This is a genomic window from Pseudomonas sp. NPDC088885 (genome assembly GCF_044750025.1).
Classification (GTDB): Bacteria; Pseudomonadota; Gammaproteobacteria; order Pseudomonadales; family Pseudomonadaceae; genus Aquipseudomonas; species Aquipseudomonas rustica.
Map to the genome: position 1 here is coordinate 52,601 of NZ_JBIVJB010000021.1, position 17,368 is coordinate 69,968.

The 17,368-nt window shown below is 57.5% G+C and carries 13 protein-coding genes; 9 read left to right on the forward strand and 4 right to left on the reverse strand.

Annotated elements, in window-relative coordinates; genetic code table 11:
* Window positions 1-314 precede the first annotated feature (314 nt).
* From lon to cmoB, 7 genes are all read left to right on the forward strand, one after another.
* Window positions 315-2,732 carry an endopeptidase La gene (lon, locus tag ACIP1X_RS12030; protein ID WP_400752265.1) on the forward strand — a complete coding sequence of 806 codons (2,418 nt, stop codon included), beginning with the start codon at window positions 315-317 and terminating at the stop codon, window positions 2,730-2,732.
* 172 nt (window positions 2,733-2,904) lie between these two features.
* Window positions 2,905-3,585, forward strand: a complete 681-nt coding sequence (locus ACIP1X_RS12035; protein ID WP_400752267.1) for a hypothetical protein — start codon at window positions 2,905-2,907, stop codon at window positions 3,583-3,585.
* A 166-nt stretch (window positions 3,586-3,751) separates the two neighbouring features.
* A complete protein-coding gene (locus tag ACIP1X_RS12040) occupies window positions 3,752-3,925 on the forward strand; it encodes a hypothetical protein (protein WP_400752268.1) in 174 nt (57 codons plus the stop codon).
* Between the two features lie 143 nt (window positions 3,926-4,068).
* Window positions 4,069-4,461 carry a protease inhibitor I42 family protein gene (locus ACIP1X_RS12045; protein WP_212545607.1) on the forward strand — a complete coding sequence of 131 codons (393 nt, stop codon included), beginning with the start codon at window positions 4,069-4,071 and terminating at the stop codon, window positions 4,459-4,461.
* A 2-nt stretch (window positions 4,462-4,463) separates the two neighbouring features.
* Window positions 4,464-5,102, forward strand: coding sequence for a lysoplasmalogenase (locus ACIP1X_RS12050; RefSeq protein ID WP_400752287.1), 639 nt, complete (start codon window positions 4,464-4,466; stop codon window positions 5,100-5,102).
* Between the two features lie 234 nt (window positions 5,103-5,336).
* On the forward strand, window positions 5,337-6,080 hold the full coding sequence (gene cmoA, locus ACIP1X_RS12055) for a carboxy-S-adenosyl-L-methionine synthase CmoA (RefSeq protein ID WP_400752271.1): 744 nt from the start codon (window positions 5,337-5,339) through the stop codon (window positions 6,078-6,080).
* Complete coding sequence (gene cmoB, locus ACIP1X_RS12060) at window positions 6,077-7,033, forward strand: tRNA 5-methoxyuridine(34)/uridine 5-oxyacetic acid(34) synthase CmoB (protein WP_400752273.1); 957 nt, start codon at window positions 6,077-6,079, stop codon at window positions 7,031-7,033. The genes cmoA and cmoB overlap by 4 nt, the downstream gene beginning before the upstream one ends.
* Window positions 7,034-7,913: 880 nt before the next feature.
* On the opposite strand, the gene tadA is transcribed toward cmoB, so the two are convergent.
* Complete coding sequence (gene tadA, locus ACIP1X_RS12065) at window positions 7,914-8,414, reverse strand: tRNA adenosine(34) deaminase TadA (RefSeq protein WP_053123497.1); 501 nt, start codon at window positions 8,412-8,414, stop codon at window positions 7,914-7,916.
* Entirely contained in the window at window positions 8,414-9,790 is a 1,377-nt protein-coding gene (locus tag ACIP1X_RS12070) for a multicopper oxidase family protein (RefSeq protein WP_400752276.1), read from the reverse strand. Before ACIP1X_RS12070 ends, tadA begins: the two co-directional genes overlap by 1 nt.
* 254 nt (window positions 9,791-10,044) lie before the next feature.
* On the opposite strand from ACIP1X_RS12070, the gene ACIP1X_RS12075 reads away from it, so the two are divergent.
* Together ACIP1X_RS12075 and ACIP1X_RS12080 are read left to right on the forward strand one after the other, a co-directional pair.
* Complete coding sequence (locus tag ACIP1X_RS12075; protein WP_400752278.1) at window positions 10,045-13,020, forward strand: membrane-targeted effector domain-containing toxin; 2,976 nt, start codon at window positions 10,045-10,047, stop codon at window positions 13,018-13,020.
* A 330-nt stretch (window positions 13,021-13,350) separates the two neighbouring features.
* Window positions 13,351-15,423, forward strand: coding sequence for a TerD family protein (locus ACIP1X_RS12080; RefSeq protein WP_400752281.1), 2,073 nt, complete (start codon window positions 13,351-13,353; stop codon window positions 15,421-15,423).
* Between the two features lie 119 nt (window positions 15,424-15,542).
* Here the strand turns inward: ACIP1X_RS12080 and guaA are convergent, their stop codons facing one another.
* Both guaA and ACIP1X_RS12090 read right to left on the reverse strand, forming a co-directional pair.
* A complete protein-coding gene (gene guaA / locus ACIP1X_RS12085; RefSeq protein ID WP_400752283.1) occupies window positions 15,543-17,120 on the reverse strand; it encodes a glutamine-hydrolyzing GMP synthase in 1,578 nt (525 codons plus the stop codon).
* A gap of 99 nt (window positions 17,121-17,219) precedes the next feature.
* Window positions 17,220-17,368: IMP dehydrogenase (locus ACIP1X_RS12090; RefSeq protein ID WP_400752290.1), on the reverse strand; the 149-nt coding region annotated here is incomplete at its 5' end.

Sequence of the window (17,368 nt, forward strand, 5' to 3'; positions counted from 1 at the left end):
CGGATCAATCCCGCAGCGAAGGAACCCCGAGCCCCAGCGAGCGGGCCGCACGTAGGAGCAAGCGTTTTTTTGCTTACTTTTTTGAGGCGTTTGTCAAAAAAGTGAGTCGCCGTCAGGGCGAAACCCTAAGCAGCCGTTACCGCAGCAACGGATATACACCCAAACCCCCAAGAACATGGCCGGCCCAAAGGCCGCCAAGCCCAAAGCGTGCCCCCTGTCAAAACCCTGAACACACAAGCAGAAACATCGCCCACCATTGAAACCACCGAAAGCCTGCCCCATCTAAGACCCATACCCCATTGCGCAGGTGCCCCATGAGCGACCAGCAAGAATTCCCCGATCACCCCGACGACTACACCGAAGACGACCACATCGAACACACCTCCTCCGGCAAAGGCCTCGCCCTGCCAGGCCAAAACCTGCCGGACAAGGTCTACATCATCCCGATCCACAACCGCCCGTTCTTCCCGGCCCAAGTCCTGCCGGTCATCGTCAACGAAGAACCCTGGGCCGAAACCCTCGACCTCGTCAGCAAATCCGACCACCACTCCCTGGCCCTGTTCTTCATGGACACGCCCCAGGAAGACCCGCGCCACTTCAACACCGGCGCCCTCCCCGAATACGGCACGCTGGTCAAAGTCCATCACGCCAGCCGCGAAAACGGCAAACTGCAATTCGTCGCCCAAGGCCTGAGCCGCGTACGCATCAAAACCTGGCTCAAACACCACCGCCCACCGTATCTGGTCGAAGTCGAATACCCGCACCAGCCGACCGAGCCGACCGACGAGGTCAAGGCCTACGGCATGGCGCTGATCAACGCGATCAAGGAACTGCTGCCGCTCAACCCGCTGTACAGCGAAGAGCTGAAAAACTACCTCAACCGCTTCAGCCCCAACGACCCGTCGCCGCTGACCGACTTCGCCGCCGCGCTGACCTCCGCCACTGGCCCCGAGCTGCAAGAAGTGCTCGACTGCGTGCCGATGCTCAAGCGCATGGAAAAAGTCCTGCCGATGCTGCGCAAGGAAGTCGAAGTCGCGCGCCTGCAAAAAGAGATCTCGGCGGAAGTTAACCGCAAGATCGGCGAGCATCAGCGCGAGTTCTTCCTCAAGGAACAACTCAAGGTCATCCAGCAGGAACTCGGCCTGACCAAGGACGACCGCAGCGCCGACCTCGAACAGTTCGAACAACGTCTCGAAGGCAAAGTCCTGCCTGCGCAGGTGCAGAAGCGTCTCGAAGAGGAAATGAACAAACTGTCGATCCTCGAAACCGGCTCGCCGGAGTACGCGGTCACCCGCAACTACCTCGACTGGGCGACCTCGGTGCCGTGGGGCGTGTATGGCGAGGACAAACTCGACCTCAAGCACGCGCGCAAAATTCTCGACAAACACCACGCTGGCCTTGATGACATCAAGGATCGCATCCTCGAATTCCTCGCCGTCGGTGCTTATAAAGGCGAGATCAGTGGTTCCATCGTGCTGCTGGTCGGCCCGCCGGGCGTGGGTAAAACCAGCGTCGGCAAATCCATCGCCGAATCCCTCGGGCGGCCGTTCTATCGCTTCAGCCTCGGCGGCATGCGCGACGAAGCCGAGATCAAGGGCCATCGCCGCACCTACATCGGCGCACAGCCGGGCAAACTCGTACAGGCGCTGAAGGACGTCGAAGTGATGAACCCGGTGATCATGCTCGACGAGATCGACAAGATGGGCCAGAGCTACCAGGGCGACCCGGCCTCGGCGCTGCTGGAAACCCTCGACCCGGAACAGAACGTCGAATTCCTCGACCACTACCTCGACCTGCGCATGGACTTGTCGAAAGTCCTCTTCGTCTGCACCGCCAACACCCTCGATTCGATCCCCGGCCCACTGCTGGACCGGATGGAAGTGATTCGCCTGTCGGGCTATATCACCGAAGAAAAAGTCGCCATCGCCAAGCGTCACCTGTGGCCGAAATTGCTGGAAAAGGCCGGTGTGTCCAAGGGCAGCCTGAGCATCAGCGACAGCGCGCTCAAGTCCCTGATCGACGGTTACGCCCGTGAAGCCGGCGTGCGCCAGCTGGAAAAGCAAATGGGCAAACTGGTGCGCAAAGCGGTGATGAAGCTGATCGACGACCCGAAAGCGGTGATCAAACTCGGGCCGAAAGATTTGGAAGCGTCGCTGGGTCATCCAGTGTTCCGCAACGAACAAGTGCTGTCCGGCACCGGCGTGATTACCGGTCTGGCGTGGACCAGCATGGGTGGCGCGACGTTGCCGATCGAAGCGACGCGCATTCATACGCTCAACCGTGGCTTCAAACTCACCGGGCAACTCGGTGATGTGATGAAGGAGTCGGCGGAGATCGCCTACAGCTACGTCAGCTCGCACTTGAAACAGTTTGGCGGCGACGCGAAGTTTTTCGACGAAGCTTTCGTCCACCTGCACGTACCCGAAGGCGCGACCCCGAAAGACGGCCCAAGCGCCGGCGTGACCATGGCCAGCGCCCTGCTCTCGCTTGCGCGTAATCAACCGCCGAAGAAAGGCGTGGCGATGACCGGCGAACTGACGTTGACCGGGCATGTACTGCCGATTGGCGGGGTGCGCGAGAAGGTGATTGCGGCGCGTCGGCAGAAGATTTTCGAGCTGATTTTGCCCGAGCCGAACCGGGGCAATTTTGAGGAATTGCCGGATTATCTGAAAGAAGGGATTACCGTGCATTTTGCGAAAAAATTCGCGGACGTGGCAAAAATACTGTTTTAACTGAGTCCATAACCCTTGCGAACAGTTGTTCGCAAGGGTTATGCATTTTTACTCCATTTGGAAGTAAAACCAGCTCATATCATTCTAAAAACCTGTCAGTTATGACAGTTACATTAATTAATCCCTACTCTGACACTGTGTACTCCTCTGGCAATTACCCAGGAGTACTTCAGTGAACAATCCAAACGCCGTTAGTGCCAACACATTGCATAGCTTCTCTGGTAAATTTGAAGCTACCTTTTCCAGCGAATCCGGTTCGGAAACAGTGCGACACCCTTATTCATCTCAAACTATCCATAGTCTCCTGGCCAGCAATCCTGAAGTTCTCGACTTTGAAAGTCGCTCAGGCACCAGCTCTGTTCACTCAATTATAACAACCGACCACAGAATTATAAGGATCATAATGAGATCCGGCATTGCATCCGGAACTTATTCATTCCCCGAGAATGATGCTGTGATCAATGTGGAGTATGGAGAATATGGTAAAGTTGGCACGGGCTTCTATTTCCAATCTCATAAAGCAACCAAGGCAATCCTTGATCTGAAAATAACAAATCAGGGAAGAAGTTATTCAGGCACACTCGAATTCGAAGTATTGATTAACGGAGAGACAATTAAAATCGATTCAAGCTTCGAAGTCATATTAAACCTTAGCAATTCCTCGAAAGACCAATACCGCACAACCAGCGCCTATACGCCGACGTTAAACACACAAAATGAAAATCTGCAGAATATCACCGGGGATTTTCAAGCGACTTTTCCAGCCTCTATAAATCCTATAGAGACATCTTTTACTCGAGCACCGTATCGTTCCTCAGAATTTTATTACATGCTACCCCCCCCTAACGAATAATATTAACTTTCACAGCTCCAGTGGTTCTCAAAAACCAGATGCCTACATTGTTCGAGATGGTCGAACATTCACAATAGAACTAAAGCAGGGAATCACGTCCGGCATTTATACCTTTCCGAGCGCGGGCGGACAGATAATACGTCTGGAATACGGAGAAATCCGCAAGATGGGTGACACTTACAGATTAACGAATCTGGAAATAGTAGAAGCCAAGCTTGATCTTGAGGTCACTGATGGGCGGCACTATGCCTCGAAAGATTTATTCATAACTGCCAAAACCCCCACAGGCACTCCATTCTTCATCAAGGCGAACTTTGATATTCACTTGGCTCTGGATTGACTCCAAACCTGACCCGTGACGGCTTAAACGTTACTGACGTTTGAGCCGTTGTAAGCGAGAAGGGATTACAGCCCGATGACACACTTTGTCTCATCTTCAGTTATGCTCGCCGTTCGTCGTGAACGCCCGGAGCCGCTGACCTTATGTCCCCCACTCGCCTGTTTGTCCCCCTCGCCCTCTCGTTGCTGGCCGCATGCGCCAGCCAACCGAAACAGAACGTGACCGTGGAAAAACAAAGCGAATGCCCGGTGAAACTCACTAACGGGCAAAACCTGATCATCACCCTGCCAAGTAATCCAACCACCGGCTACCGCTGGGCCATTCAGGATTCCGCTGGCGGCGTGCTGCGTGCACTCAGCCCTGAGGTTTACAGCAATCCGGAAGATGCCGGCGTGGTCGGTGCCGCCGGAATTTCAACCTGGCGCTTCCAGGCGTTTGCGCCCGGTACCGGACGTCTGCGTTTGACCTCGCAACAGCCGTGGGCGCCGGAAGTGCTGCCGGTGGAAACCTTTGATTGCGCGATTACGGTGAACTGATCGTGGGTTGGTTGATTCTGGCGATGATGGGCGCAGTGACGTTTCTTTATGGTTTGAGCACCCACGCGGCGCTCCTGTGTTTGTTGGTCAAACCATTGCCGGTGCTGGCGCTGCTCGGCTGGCTGCATGATGCGCCGCCCAGCGACTATCGGCGCTGGATCAGTCTGGGGCTGATTTTCTCGTTGCTCGGTGATGTGTTGCTGGCGTGGCCGGGGGATTTGTTCGTGTTCGGGCTTGGCGCGTTTCTGGTCGCGCACCTCGCGTATCTGAAGGCTTATCTGAGTGACTGCAAACGTCTGGCGATTGTGCCGCTGGTACTTGCCCTCGCTGTTGGCGCGGTGCTGTTGGGGATGCTGATTTCCAGCGGGCTCGGGCCGTTGCTGGTGCCGGTGATCGTCTATGGCACAGCGATCAGCGCGATGCTTTGGCGCGCCCTCGCTCGTCTCGGTACCGATGTGCCGAAACGTTCGGCGTTGCTCGCGGCCGGCGGTGCGCTGGCGTTTGTATTCTCCGACAGCGTGATTGGCATCGATCGTTTCGTATCGCCATTTCACGCTGCGCCATACGTCATCATCCTCAGCTACTGGCTCGGCCAGTGGGGCATCGCCGCCTCGGCGTTCTCCCAGCCCAAACGGATCTGATCATTCCCACGCTCCGCGTGGGAATGCATCCTGTGACGCTCTGCGTCACTTGCGCAGGGACGCAGAGCGTCCGGGGCGGCATTCCCACGCAGAGCGTGGGAACGATCAGCCGATCTCTGTAGGAGCTGCCGCAGGCTGCGATCTTTTGATTTACCGCTTTATCAGACAACCCAAGCATCCCCGCGCCCTTTTGGCTAAAATGCCGGCCTTTCCATTTACACCGCCGGAACCGCCGTGAGCAAAGAACCCGATCGCATTTTCGCCAAGCCTCTGGCCCAGGTACCCGACTTCGCCTTCAACGAAGACGTGGTGCGGGTGTTCCCGGACATGATCAAGCGCTCGGTGCCGGGTTACCCGACCATCGTCGAAAACCTTGGCGTACTCGCGGCGCAATTCGCTCAGCCGAACAGCGTGCTCTACGACCTCGGCTCATCGCTGGGTGCGGTCACTCAAGCCCTGCGCCGTCACGTGCGCACCGACGGTTGCCGGGTGATCGCGGTGGATAACTCTGCCGCGATGGTCGAACGCTGCCGCGAATACCTCAACGGTCAGGACTCGATGTTTCAGGAGTTGCTGCCGGTGGAGGTCATCGAAGGCGACATTCTCGCCCTCGACTTCCAGCCCGCCTCGGTGGTCGCGCTGAACTTCACCCTGCAATTCATCGCCCCCGATCAGCGCACCGCGTTGCTTTCGCGCATCCGCCAATCGTTGCTGCCGGGCGGCGCGCTGATCCTCTCGGAGAAGCTGCGCTTCAATAATGCCGAAGAGCACGCGCTGCTCACCGATCTGCACGTCGCCTTCAAACGCGCCAACGGTTACAGCGAACTGGAAATCGCCCAGAAGCGCAGCGCCATCGAAAACGTCATGAAGCCCGACAGCCTCGAAGAACACCGTGAACGCCTGTTGGCCGCCGGGTTCTCGAAAGTCGTGCCGTGGTTCCAGTGTCTTAACTTTGCCTCGTTGATTGCCTTGCCATGATTGATCTGTCCCCCCTCGCCCGCCGTCTGGCCGGCACGCCGCTGGCCGAATGGGCCAACACGCTGCAAGCTCAACTCGACAAGAAAATGGAGAAAGGCCACGGCGACCTGGAGCGCTGGCAAAGTGCGCTGGATGCCTTGCCGAAGATCCAGCCAAGCGAAATCGATCTGCTCAACGGCCTGAAACTCGACACCGATTGCGACGATGAAACCCGCGCGCAGATGCGTACTGCGTTGATGGGCTTGTCGCCGTGGCGCAAAGGGCCGTTCGATCTGTTCGGCGTGCACGTCGACACCGAATGGCGTTCGGACTGGAAGTGGTCGCGTGTCGCCCCGCATCTGGATCTGAAAGGCAAACGCATCCTCGATGTCGGTTGCGGCAACGGCTACTACATGTGGCGCATGCTCGGCGCCGGCGCCAACAGCGTGATTGGCGTTGATCCGAACTGGTTGTTCTTCTGCCAGTTCCAAGCGGTGCAACGTTATCTGTCCGAGCCGAATGCCTGGCACCTGCCGTTCCCGTTCGAAGACCTGCCGGCGAATCTGGAAGGCTTCGACACGGTGTTTTCGATGGGCGTGTTTTATCACCGTCGCTCGCCGATCGAGCACTTGCTGGCACTGAAGGATTGCCTGGTCAAGGGCGGTGAACTGGTGCTGGAAACGTTGGTGGTGGAAGGCGACAAGCATCAGGTGCTGGTGCCGGAAGACCGTTATGCACAGATGCGTAACGTGTGGTTCCTGCCGTCGGTGCCGGCGCTGGAATTGTGGTTGCGTCGTGCGGGGTTTACCGACATTCGTTGTGTGGATGTGAGCACCACGACTGTTGAAGAGCAGCGCGGTACCGAGTGGATGAAGTATCAGTCGCTGAGCGACTTCCTTGATCCGCAAGACCCCAGCAAAACCATCGAAGGGTTGCCGGCGCCGATGCGTGCGGTGATTGTCGCCAAGAAGTAACCCGACCTCTCAAACACCGCGGTGAATTCACCCCTCACCCCAGCCCTCTCCCCAAGGAGAGGGAGCCGATCCTTGGGCTTTTCGAAACTTGAGTTCGACTCGATAACTCAAGTCGGCGGATCTCGACCATCCAACCCGGTCAGTCCCTCTCCCTCCAGGAGAGGGAGCCAATCCATGGGCTTTTCACAACTTGAGTTCGACTCGATAACTCAGGTCGGAGGATCTCGACCATCCAACCCGGTCAGTCCCTCTCCCTCCAGGAGAGGGAGCCAATCCATGGGCTTTTCAAAACTTGAGTTCGACTCGATAACTCAGGTCGGCGGAGCTCGACCATCCAACCCGGTCAGTCCCTCTCCCTCCAGGAGAGGGAGCCGATCCTTGGGCTTTTCAAAACTTGAGTTCGACTCGATAACTCAAGTCGGCGGATCTCGACCATCCAACCCGGTCAGTCCCTCTCCCTCCAGGAGAGGGAGCCGATCCTTGGGCTTTTCGAAACTTGAGTTCGACTCGATAACTCAAGTCGGCGGATCTCGACCATCCAACCCGGTCAGTCCCTCTCCCTCCAGGAGAGGGAGCCGATCCTTGGGCTTTTCAAAACTTGAGATCGAATCGATAACTCAGGTCGGAGGATCTCGACCATCCAACCCGGTCAGTCCCTCTCCCTCCAGGAGAGGGAGCCGATCTTTGGGCTTTTCGAAACTTGAGTTCGACTCGATAACTCAAGTCGGCGGAGCTCGACCATCCAACCCGGTCAGTCCCTCTCCCTCCAGGAGAGGGAGCCGATCCTTGGGCTTTTCAAAACTTGAGTTCGACTCGATAACTCAGGTCGGCGGAGCTCGACCATCCAACCCGGTCAGTCCCCTCTCCCTCTGGGAGAGGGTTAGGGTGAGGGGCTTTTTGCTCTGCGGGCGCGGAAGAACTCCGTCAGCACCGCGCCACATTCCTCCGCCAACACCCCGCCTTCATACAACACCCGGTGATTCAAAAAGCCCTGGGTAAAAAACTGCCCCTGACTCTGCACAATCCCGGCCTTCGGCTCCAACGCGCCATACACCACCCGCGCCACCCGCGAATGCACGATCAACCCCGCGCACATGCTGCACGGTTCCAGCGTCACATACAGCGTGCTGCCCGGCAGCCGATAGTTATCCACCGCCTGCGCGGCCGCACGAATCGCGACCATTTCGGCATGGGCACTCGGGTCGCTGGCACTGATCGGGCAATTAAACCCACGCCCGATAATCTCGCCATCTTGCACCAACACCGCGCCCACCGGCACTTCGCCCAGCGCTGCACCTTGCGCCGCGAGCGCCAAGGCTTCACGCATGAAATCGCGATCACGGCTGCGGTCGATGATCGCCGCAGGACGAATCTGGCGCATCACTTCACCTCGATGGCGGCCATCAGGCCGGTTTCCATGTGGTCGATCACGTGGCAGTGGAACATCCACACCCCCGGATTATCGGCCACCAGCGCCACTTGCGCGCGCTCGTTCTTGCCCAGCAGATAGGTGTCGGTGAAATACGGAATGACCTTGTGCCGGTTCGACGACAACACTTTGAAGCTCATGCCGTGCAGGTGAATCGGGTGCTGATACTGGGTCATGTTTTTCAGTTCGAAAATATAGCTCTGCCCCAGCTTCAAACTGGCGATCGGCCGATCAGCGCAAGTCTTGTCGGTGATGTCCCAAGCCTTGCCATTGATCTGCCACAGGCTCGGCGGGCGCCCGTTGTCGACATCGACCGACACCGAACCGACCCATTCGAAATTGAAGTTGAGTTTCTCGGCATTCGCCAGATCCGGCTCGGCCACCGGGTTGGCCGGCAAGGTTTTCGGCCAGTCGGTCGGCGCGTCGCTATTGGCCACCGAACGCAATGTGCCAAGACGCACCGGGCCATTACGCAACGACAACTCTTCGCCCGCCGCCGGTGCTTTGATCGCCAGACAAATACGCATGCCCGGGCCCAGCCAATATTCTTTGCCCAATGGCCGTGGCTCGACCGGGTTGCCGTCCAGCGCATAAATTTTCGCTTCGACGCCGGGAATATTGATGCGATACGTGAGGGTGTTATCCAGATTGAGCAGCCGCACCCGGGTGATCTGCCCCGCCGGCAATTCAATCACCGGGGTCGGCACACCATTGATCGTCGACAAACGCCCTGCCGTACCGCCCCGCGCCGCTTCGCGCGGAATACTGAACTCGACGAAATTGCCTACGTCATCAATGTGCCAATTCTTCAGGCTCAAGGTCTTTTCGTAGATGAAACCGGTCGGCTCGCGCTCTTCAATGATCAGCGGCCCGACCAACCCGCGACCCAGCTCTTCGCTGCTGCTGACGTGCGGGTGATACCAATAGCTGCCGGCGTCCGGAACACGGAATTTGTAATCAAAGTACTCGCCCGGCAACACCGGCAGTTGCGAGACGTACGGTACGCCATCCATTTCCAGCGGCAGGCGGATGCCGTGCCAGTGAATCGTGGTCGCCACCGGCAAATGGTTGATGAAGCGCACCCGCAGCCATTCACCCTGACGCACGCGTAATTCGGTGCCCGGCGCTGACGGGCCGAACGCCCACGCCTCGGTCTTGTGCCCAGGCACCAGTTCAACGTCCAGTGGCGCGGCGATCAGCTCGTAATCGTGACCCGCCTCAGCGTCGGCCATCTTGCCTAGCCAGTAACGCGACGCGCCCCCTGCGCCGACGCCAACGACAACCAGACCGGCCAGGCCACCGAGTATTTGGCGACGGGTAAAGGACATGAACTCAACTACCTCACGTATCAGCGACAGGCCCGGGGGCCCGTTAAAAGGCGAATACGATACACCCGCAACTGCGAAACAGTAAGGCCGGCGTGGCAATGCGACACAGGTTCGCCATGTCTGCGGGACACTTTCGTACAGATCGCGTCCCTGCTTCCTTCACGCTCAGATGGCCTCAGCCCTACAGATTCGCGCCGCTGAAAAAGCCATAGTGTTGATCAGTTTTTTACCCCCCATTTCTCAAGGAGCGAGAAGTGAATATTTCTGTAACCCTGCCCCCATCTCTGCTTCCAAACCCTGCCGACGAACAGTCACTGCACGCGCTGGTGCTGCCGTTTACCGAGGCCTGCCCCGACCTGCACGACATGGCCCACGAAGCGGCCCAGGGCATTCTCGACAAATACGGTATCAAAGACATTGATCCCGAAAATGTCTGGTGGCACCGCTTCAACAACACCTCGGTCAGCAGCGATAAAGCCTTTCTGGGCTGGGAGCATTACCCGTCACCTTCGGAGTCACTGACGCTGGCGGAGCTAGTGGTCAAACGCTTTCACGCTCCCGATCAGGACAATGCCGACCTCCTCGACGGCTACGGCGGCTTTTACAGCGAAGGCGCAGACGCATCGGTCTTCAACGAGACCAACGAGGTTCGCCTGCGCCCCAGCGAAGTGCTGAAAGACCTTTGGGCGATCAACTTCAGCGAACTCTATCGAACGAAAATGCAGCAGTTCTGGACGCTGCACGCCGACGATTTCCGCACGTTGGCCAAACTGAATTTCCTCGCCAAGGCCCTCGACGAACACGACGGCGAACGGCTGAACAATGAAAACCTCAAAACATTGATCAAGGCTGTGGCGAGCGATATCACCTGGCCGGTTTCGCTGGCATTTCTGCAACGCGAAGCGCCCATTGCCGACGGACTGCGAGTGAGCGCCCTGAACATCGGCGGCTACAGCGCCACGGATATTTTGTGCATCGCTGACAGCAATGGCGTGCAGATTCTCTACACCCCCGGTGAGCTTGACTGCTTCCATGTGCTCGCCACTGAGTCCGATCTGCATTGGTGGTTGTTGATGCAAAACAATCATGCGGAGAATCGCGCACGCTTCATGGCGCATTTCCCCTTGGCTGCCCAGCAACAGGACGATGGCAATATCGGTCTGAATGCCATGATCGACTTGCTGTACTCGACGTGGGGCGCCAGCGATCACCACTTGATCAACCAAAACACCACCGCAATCACAGGTGACGCGTTCAGTTGGCTACGCGACTCGGTCAAGGCGCGCATGCACAGCGATGCTGACCTTTCGCTGCATTCCAATGGCGAGCTGCGCAAGAAGATGTGGATCGGCTACCTGAACGCCTTTCTCCGGGTTTTCGGCTCAATGGCCGCAATCGGCTGGCCGGCAGCGCTGGCGGTGGTCGGCGCGGGGCTTGCGGATATGGGCTTGAACATCGATCAAGCCATCAATGGCACCAGCAAGGCAGATCGCAAGGCTGGAGTCATCGGAGCGATCGCCAGCGGCATCGATGTGCTGTTCAACCTGTCGTACCTGCGTGGAGCAGCAGAGGTCGCGGAAGTTGGCGAAGCGAGCGAAATGTTTAACGTTCAGGACGAGTTTACCGAACCACTCATCGACGAATCGACCGCAGATATTGCAGATGTCCCGCCAATTGCGCGTTATTCCCCTGGCCCCGCTTATGGGCAACAAGGCACAGACTTACTGGAGTCTTTCGAGACCAATGAAGTGCTGGACGGATTATCGCCTGTCTCGCAAGAAGGCCAGTATCAAGGGATTTTTCAACCACCGGGTGGTGGGCACTACGTACTGATCAACGACAGTTATTACCTGGTTCGCTTCATCAAAGAGCTCAAGGGCTGGGCGATCATTGATCCGGCAAATCCTCACTCGTTCTATCGCAGTTTGCCGATTCGTCTGGATGAGGCTGGGGAATGGCAACCGATCAATCGTCCGGGCCTGATGGGCGGCGGCAAGTGCATCGGGCTGTGGCCATGGGGTCGCGCTCGAACACCGCTTCCGGACGTGGAAAGTCCGCCGACCGCCTACAACATTCCGCCCGCTTCACGCGATGCGCTGAACGAACTCGCTCAAGGCCGGGGTACCAAATACGAGCTCAAAGATTACATGGCCTCCCTGCCAAAAACGGACGGGAGTAATCCGCACGCTGAGTTCAAGGCGTTACGCCAGACGCTATACCGCGATGCCAATGCCTTTCTGGAGTCCCACACGCTACCAGCGCGCCCGGAAATCCCTGAATTGCCGGCGAAACTCGCGCCGAAAGAGATCATCAAGAAGCTGTATAAATCGGCGTCCGGGCTGGTCATTGGCGAAAATCACTCCAGTGTCGGCAGCAAACAGTTTCTGATCGACAACATGGCGGCACTCAGTAAACAGAAGGTCAAAACCCTGTATCTGGAGCATGTGCTGACGGACTTCCATCAAGCCGATCTGGATGTTTTCAATCGCACCGGGAAGATGTCAGAGACGCTGGAAACCTACCTGAAGACCATGGACGGGGGATTCAAAACCGACACCAGCGGCCAGTACACCTTCCTCGAACTGGCCAAAGCGGCGCAAAAAAATCATATCCGCATCCAGTCGATCGATTGCCTCGCCAGCTACCGCAGCACCGGCATGAGCGGCGTCGACAAAAACACCTTCCGCCAGAAGATGATGAATTACTTTTCGCATGAGGTGATCACGGCTGACCAGAACGCTCGTGGCGCCCATCGCTGGGTCGCGCTGGTAGGCGACAGCCATGCCAATACCTGGGAAGGCGTACCGGGTTTAAGTGAACTGGAAGGCGGCATCGGCCTGCGTATAGAAAGTACCCCGGCCGGAACTGCCCGAGGCATAGAGCCGGATTCCGGGCGCATTCCGACCGACGAGTTTGCCCGCCCGTTATCGCCCGTCAAAAGCGACCTGCGCCTGCAAATCGACACCCCCGCCAGCGTTGCCTTGGCCGACTCACTGGAAAAAACACTGATCAATCCCGGCGATTGCACGGTGATGAACATCGACGACGTCGCCACGCTGATTCATCGCAGCAGCGATGGCAACATCGTTCGCACGCCGATCCTTAACAAGGGCGGGTTCTATTACGTCGAACGGCCGAACTGGCCCATCAGCGGCCGACGGTATTCGAGCCTTGTGGAGCTATCGGCAGCTTTAAGGCTCATGGGTTTCAAACCAATAAAAATCAGCTGACGTAAAAAAGCCCCGTGAACTCGCGTTCACGGGGCTTTCGGGGTTTGCGCTGCATCAGCCGATGGGGTGGAAGGTGATCGGCTTATCGCTAATAAGTCCGCATGTTTCAGGTGAAGCAGCTTGTTACCGTTCAGCCACACAGCAACCTGCCAAAAGGGGAAAAGCTTACGTAGAATGCCCACGTGGCTATGGAACACCTTCCTTCTAAACCTCCTATGACCTAGGGGTTTCGCTCTCCACACAGCGCCTGCTTATAGCAGGCGTTTTTATATCAGCTGTAAACATGATGCTGCAGCTCGTCTACACGGCGACCAAGGGAGAAAATCAAGCATGAATCAGGAGTTGTTCCTGCGTCGCCGAAGCAAAGTTCACGTCCCGATCGGCACTGGGGGTGCCACACGCGCTCAAGTCGCATCGGCTGTTCGAGAAGTCACGGCGTTCCGATGCGTATTCTCAGAGTCTCTGATTGAGCATATCGGCAGGTTATCACCGGTAGAACTCAAGTATTGGCTGAGAGATATTATTGGTGTGCTTCGCCGACAGACCGGTGCTCACGTGCACCACCGGCCGTTTTATCCTGACTTTCCAGAACAAGTTCTGAAGGCCTCAGAGGCAGAGTTGTACCTTAACGCAGTCATGCATTACCTCACGCTTAGGCGCTTGCCACCGACTGAGCTATCTCGTCCCCCGCTGCTTGAAGGCAACTTCATTCTCCGCGTCATCGAACCGGGAAGCGTCTCTGAATTCGAGTCACTGCTTGAGCCGCTGGTTTCATCGCGCACTTCGCTCTCCGAAGAAGAAACGGCCGATGTCGTCTGGTTTATCCGAGAGTACAAAAGTGATGCGTTCCGTCTACTGCCTGAGACCATCCCATTCCGGGAGATCCGCGCACAGGTTGGCGGCGCACTGATCCGGTACGTCGCCAGCGATGCACGGGTAAATGCATTCCTCGAGCGAAACATCGATACAGCAACTGACGTGCTTCGACTGGCGGTCGCGTTGAGTGGAGGAGACGTATCGCTAACGACAGCTACGACACGTTTCAAAGCAATGAAGCGCTCGATGCGCCGTCAGTTCTTGCGCCTGCTCGATCACATACCCAACGCCACAGAAGACGTGATGCGCCATGCTGAACGGTGGAAACGTCTGGCTGAAGTGCTGCATCCGGGCGACTACGCTGATAAGTACCCACAAGCATTGGCCGCCATCACGGCGGCTCGTCGTAACGAAGCACCCGCCACTTTCAATTCAAGTGTCGAGACATTGCTCGCACAACGTGACATCGCAGCTCTTACACCCCTCCTGCAAAGCCGACCTGGTGAGTTCGCACGCCGGCTAGACGTGACCCTGCGCCGCGCGACAGAAACACACGCTGTACTCGACGCATTCGAGGCTGTTGCGGCACAAGTTTCCTCGCCTGTGCTGCTGCAGTTGCTGGCCCATTTACATGCACCGCGCCCACTACCCCTGCGCGCGTTCACACCGAAAGGTTCACTCGCTAAAGTTTTTGCGATCAAAGATCGACGTCAACCTATAACACCTGAAGTGTTGGCCGGAGCGGCTCGTGTCTGCGAGGACGCTCTCGTACAGCGCTTTGCTTCACTCCCGCCATTAGGCCGCTGCTTCATTGATCCGGCGTTACGTGAATACAAAGTGCCGCTGGCGCAGCGCGCTTCATCGAAGTCGCTGCGTACACTGGTGCGGGGCAGTCGATTGCCTGTGCCCGACACTCGATTCATCCGTCTGTTCCTATGGTGGAAGAATGGCAGTGAACGCACAGATATCGACTTGTCCGCCGCTTTTTTCGACGCCAACTTCGTTTTCAAAGATACGGTCGCGTACTACAACCTGAAGAGCTACGGCGGCTACCACAGCGGCGACATCGTCAATGCGCCCGAAGGGGCTTCGGAGTTCATCGACCTCGACATCGACGCCCTTACCGAGAAGGGTATCCGTTATGTAGTCACGTCCATCAACTCATACACCGACCAGCCGTACTGCGATCTCCCTGAATGCTTCGCTGGTTGGATGGCCCGCTCTGATACAGCGTCGGGCGAAGTGTTCGAGCCGCGATCCGTGTTCGACCGTATCGATATCGCATCCGACACAGTGATCTGTCTGCCATTCGTGATGGATCTTCAGGAGCGGCGCATGATTTGGGCCGATCTGGGACTCACTTCAGCTCCCCGGTGGAACAACGTCGAGAACAACCTCAGTGGAGTGTCGTTGATGTTGCGGGCGTTGGTGCATACACCACGGCCGGATCTGGAAACGCTGTTCGATTTACATGTTCGAGCACGAGGGGAGCGAGTGGCTTCGCCTCGGCAGGCACAGGCAGTGTTTGCACCTGATCAAGGGATCACGCCGTTTGATACGGATTTGATTCGATCACAATTCCTCTAATATCTGAGCCACCTCGCCTGCAAATCAAGCGCTGCACCCTAGCTACGCTTCAAATAATTGCACCCAACAAAAAAGGCGCCTAAGCGCCTTTTTTGTTCACCACGAAACAACTAGCAGGATTATTCCCACTCAATCGTCGCAGGCGGCTTGCTCGACACGTCATAAGTGACGCGCGAAATGCCTTCGATTTCATTGATGATGCGGCCGGAGACGGTTTCCAGCAGTTCGTAAGGCAGGTGCGCCCAACGTGCGGTCATGAAGTCGATGGTTTCTACGGCACGCAGGGCAACAACCCAGGCGTAACGACGACCATCGCCAACAACGCCAACCGATTTCACTGGCTGGAACACCACGAAAGCCTGGCTGACTTTGTGGTACCAGTCGGCTTTGCGCAGTTCTTCGATGAAGATGTGGTCGGCACGACGCAGCAGGTCGGCGTATTCCTTTTTCACTTCACCGAGGATACGCACGCCCAGGCCCGGGCCCGGGAATGGGTGACGGTAGACCATGTCGTACGGCAGGCCGAGTTCCAGGCCCAGACGACGGACTTCGTCCTTGAACAGTTCGCGCAGTGGCTCGACCAGCTTCAGGTTCATCTCTTCCGGCAGGCCGCCCACGTTGTGGTGCGACTTGATCACGTGGGCCTTGCCGCTTTTCGCGCCAGCCGACTCGATCACGTCCGGGTAGATGGTGCCCTGAGCGAGGTACTTGATGTTGTCCAGTTTGTTCGACTGGGCATCGAATACGTCGATGAAGGTGCGACCGATGATTTTGCGCTTCTTCTCTGGATCGGCTTCGCCGGCCAGGTTGTTCAGGAACTGCTCTTCAGCGTTGGCGCGGATTACCTTGACGCCCATGTTCTCGGCGAACATGGCCATCACCTGCTCGCCTTCGTGCAGACGCAGCAGGCCGTTGTCGACGAAGACGCAGGTCAGTTGGTCGCCGATGGCTTTGTGCAGCAGCGCGGCAACCACCGAGGAGTCAACGCCGCCGGACAGACCCAGCAGCACGTTGTCGGTACCGACTTGTGCGCGGATGTTGGCGATGGCGTCTTCAGCGATCTTCGACGGCGTCCAAAGGGCTTCACAGCCGCAGATGTCGAGCACGAAGCGCGACAGGATGCGACCGCCCTGTTTGGTGTGGGTCACTTCCGGGTGGAACTGCACGCCGTAGTAGCCACGGTCGTCGTTGAACATACCGGCGATCGGGCAGCTTGGGGTGCTGGCGAGGACGTGGAAGTCTTCCGGCATCCTGGTGACCTTGTCACCGTGGCTCATCCAGACGTCGAGGCCGAACAGGCCGTCAGCGTCGATGTGGTCTTCGATGCCGTCGAGCAGGCGGCTCTTGCCGACTACATCAACGCGGGCGTAACCGAACTCACGCAGCTCGGAACCTTCAACCTTGCCGCCCAGTTGCTCGGCCATGGTCTGCATGCCGTAGCAGATACCGAAAACCGGTACGCCCAGATCGAACACTGCCTGTGGGCAGCGCGGGCTGTCGGCGACGTGTACGGACTCGGGGCCGCCGGCGAGGATGACGCCTTTAGGAGCGAATTCGCGGATCGCATCTTCGTCCATGTCGAACGGGTGCAGTTCGCAATACACACCGATCTCGCGCACGCGGCGGGCGATCAGTTGGGTGTATTGCGAACCGAAGTCGAGGATCAGGATGCGGTGAGCGTGAATATCGAGGGCCATGATTCAGTCTCGTCTAAGTCATTCAGAAACAGTCGTGATACAGAAACAACTCGGGGCTGAATAAAACAGCCCCGGTTGTCTAACGATTTGCTTGAAGCATCAACCTACGCGGTAGTTTGGCGCTTCTTTGGTGATCTGCACGTCGTGAACGTGGGATTCGGCCATGCCGGCGCCGGTGATCCGCACGAACTCTGGCTTGGTGCGCATTTCTTCGATGTCGGCGCTGCCGGTGTAACCCATCGAGGAAC

What these genes read in the sequence shown, in the direction of transcription:
- ACIP1X_RS12080 (WP_400752281.1), top strand. Translation starts at nt 13,351, where the DNA reads ATGAATCAGGAGTTGTTCCTGCGTCGCCGAAGCAAAGTTCACGTCCCG.
- tadA (WP_053123497.1), bottom strand. Translation starts at nt 8,414, where the DNA reads ATGCGCCAGATTCGTCCTGCGGCGATCATCGACCGCAGCCGTGATCGC.
- ACIP1X_RS12070 (WP_400752276.1), bottom strand. Translation starts at nt 9,790, where the DNA reads ATGTCCTTTACCCGTCGCCAAATACTCGGTGGCCTGGCCGGTCTGGTT.
- ACIP1X_RS12045 (WP_212545607.1), top strand. Translation starts at nt 4,069, where the DNA reads ATGTCCCCCACTCGCCTGTTTGTCCCCCTCGCCCTCTCGTTGCTGGCC.
- lon (WP_400752265.1), top strand. Translation starts at nt 315, where the DNA reads ATGAGCGACCAGCAAGAATTCCCCGATCACCCCGACGACTACACCGAA.
- ACIP1X_RS12040 (WP_400752268.1), top strand. Translation starts at nt 3,752, where the DNA reads ATGGGTGACACTTACAGATTAACGAATCTGGAAATAGTAGAAGCCAAG.
- cmoB (WP_400752273.1), top strand. Translation starts at nt 6,077, where the DNA reads ATGATTGATCTGTCCCCCCTCGCCCGCCGTCTGGCCGGCACGCCGCTG.
- guaA (WP_400752283.1), bottom strand. Translation starts at nt 17,120, where the DNA reads ATGGCCCTCGATATTCACGCTCACCGCATCCTGATCCTCGACTTCGGT.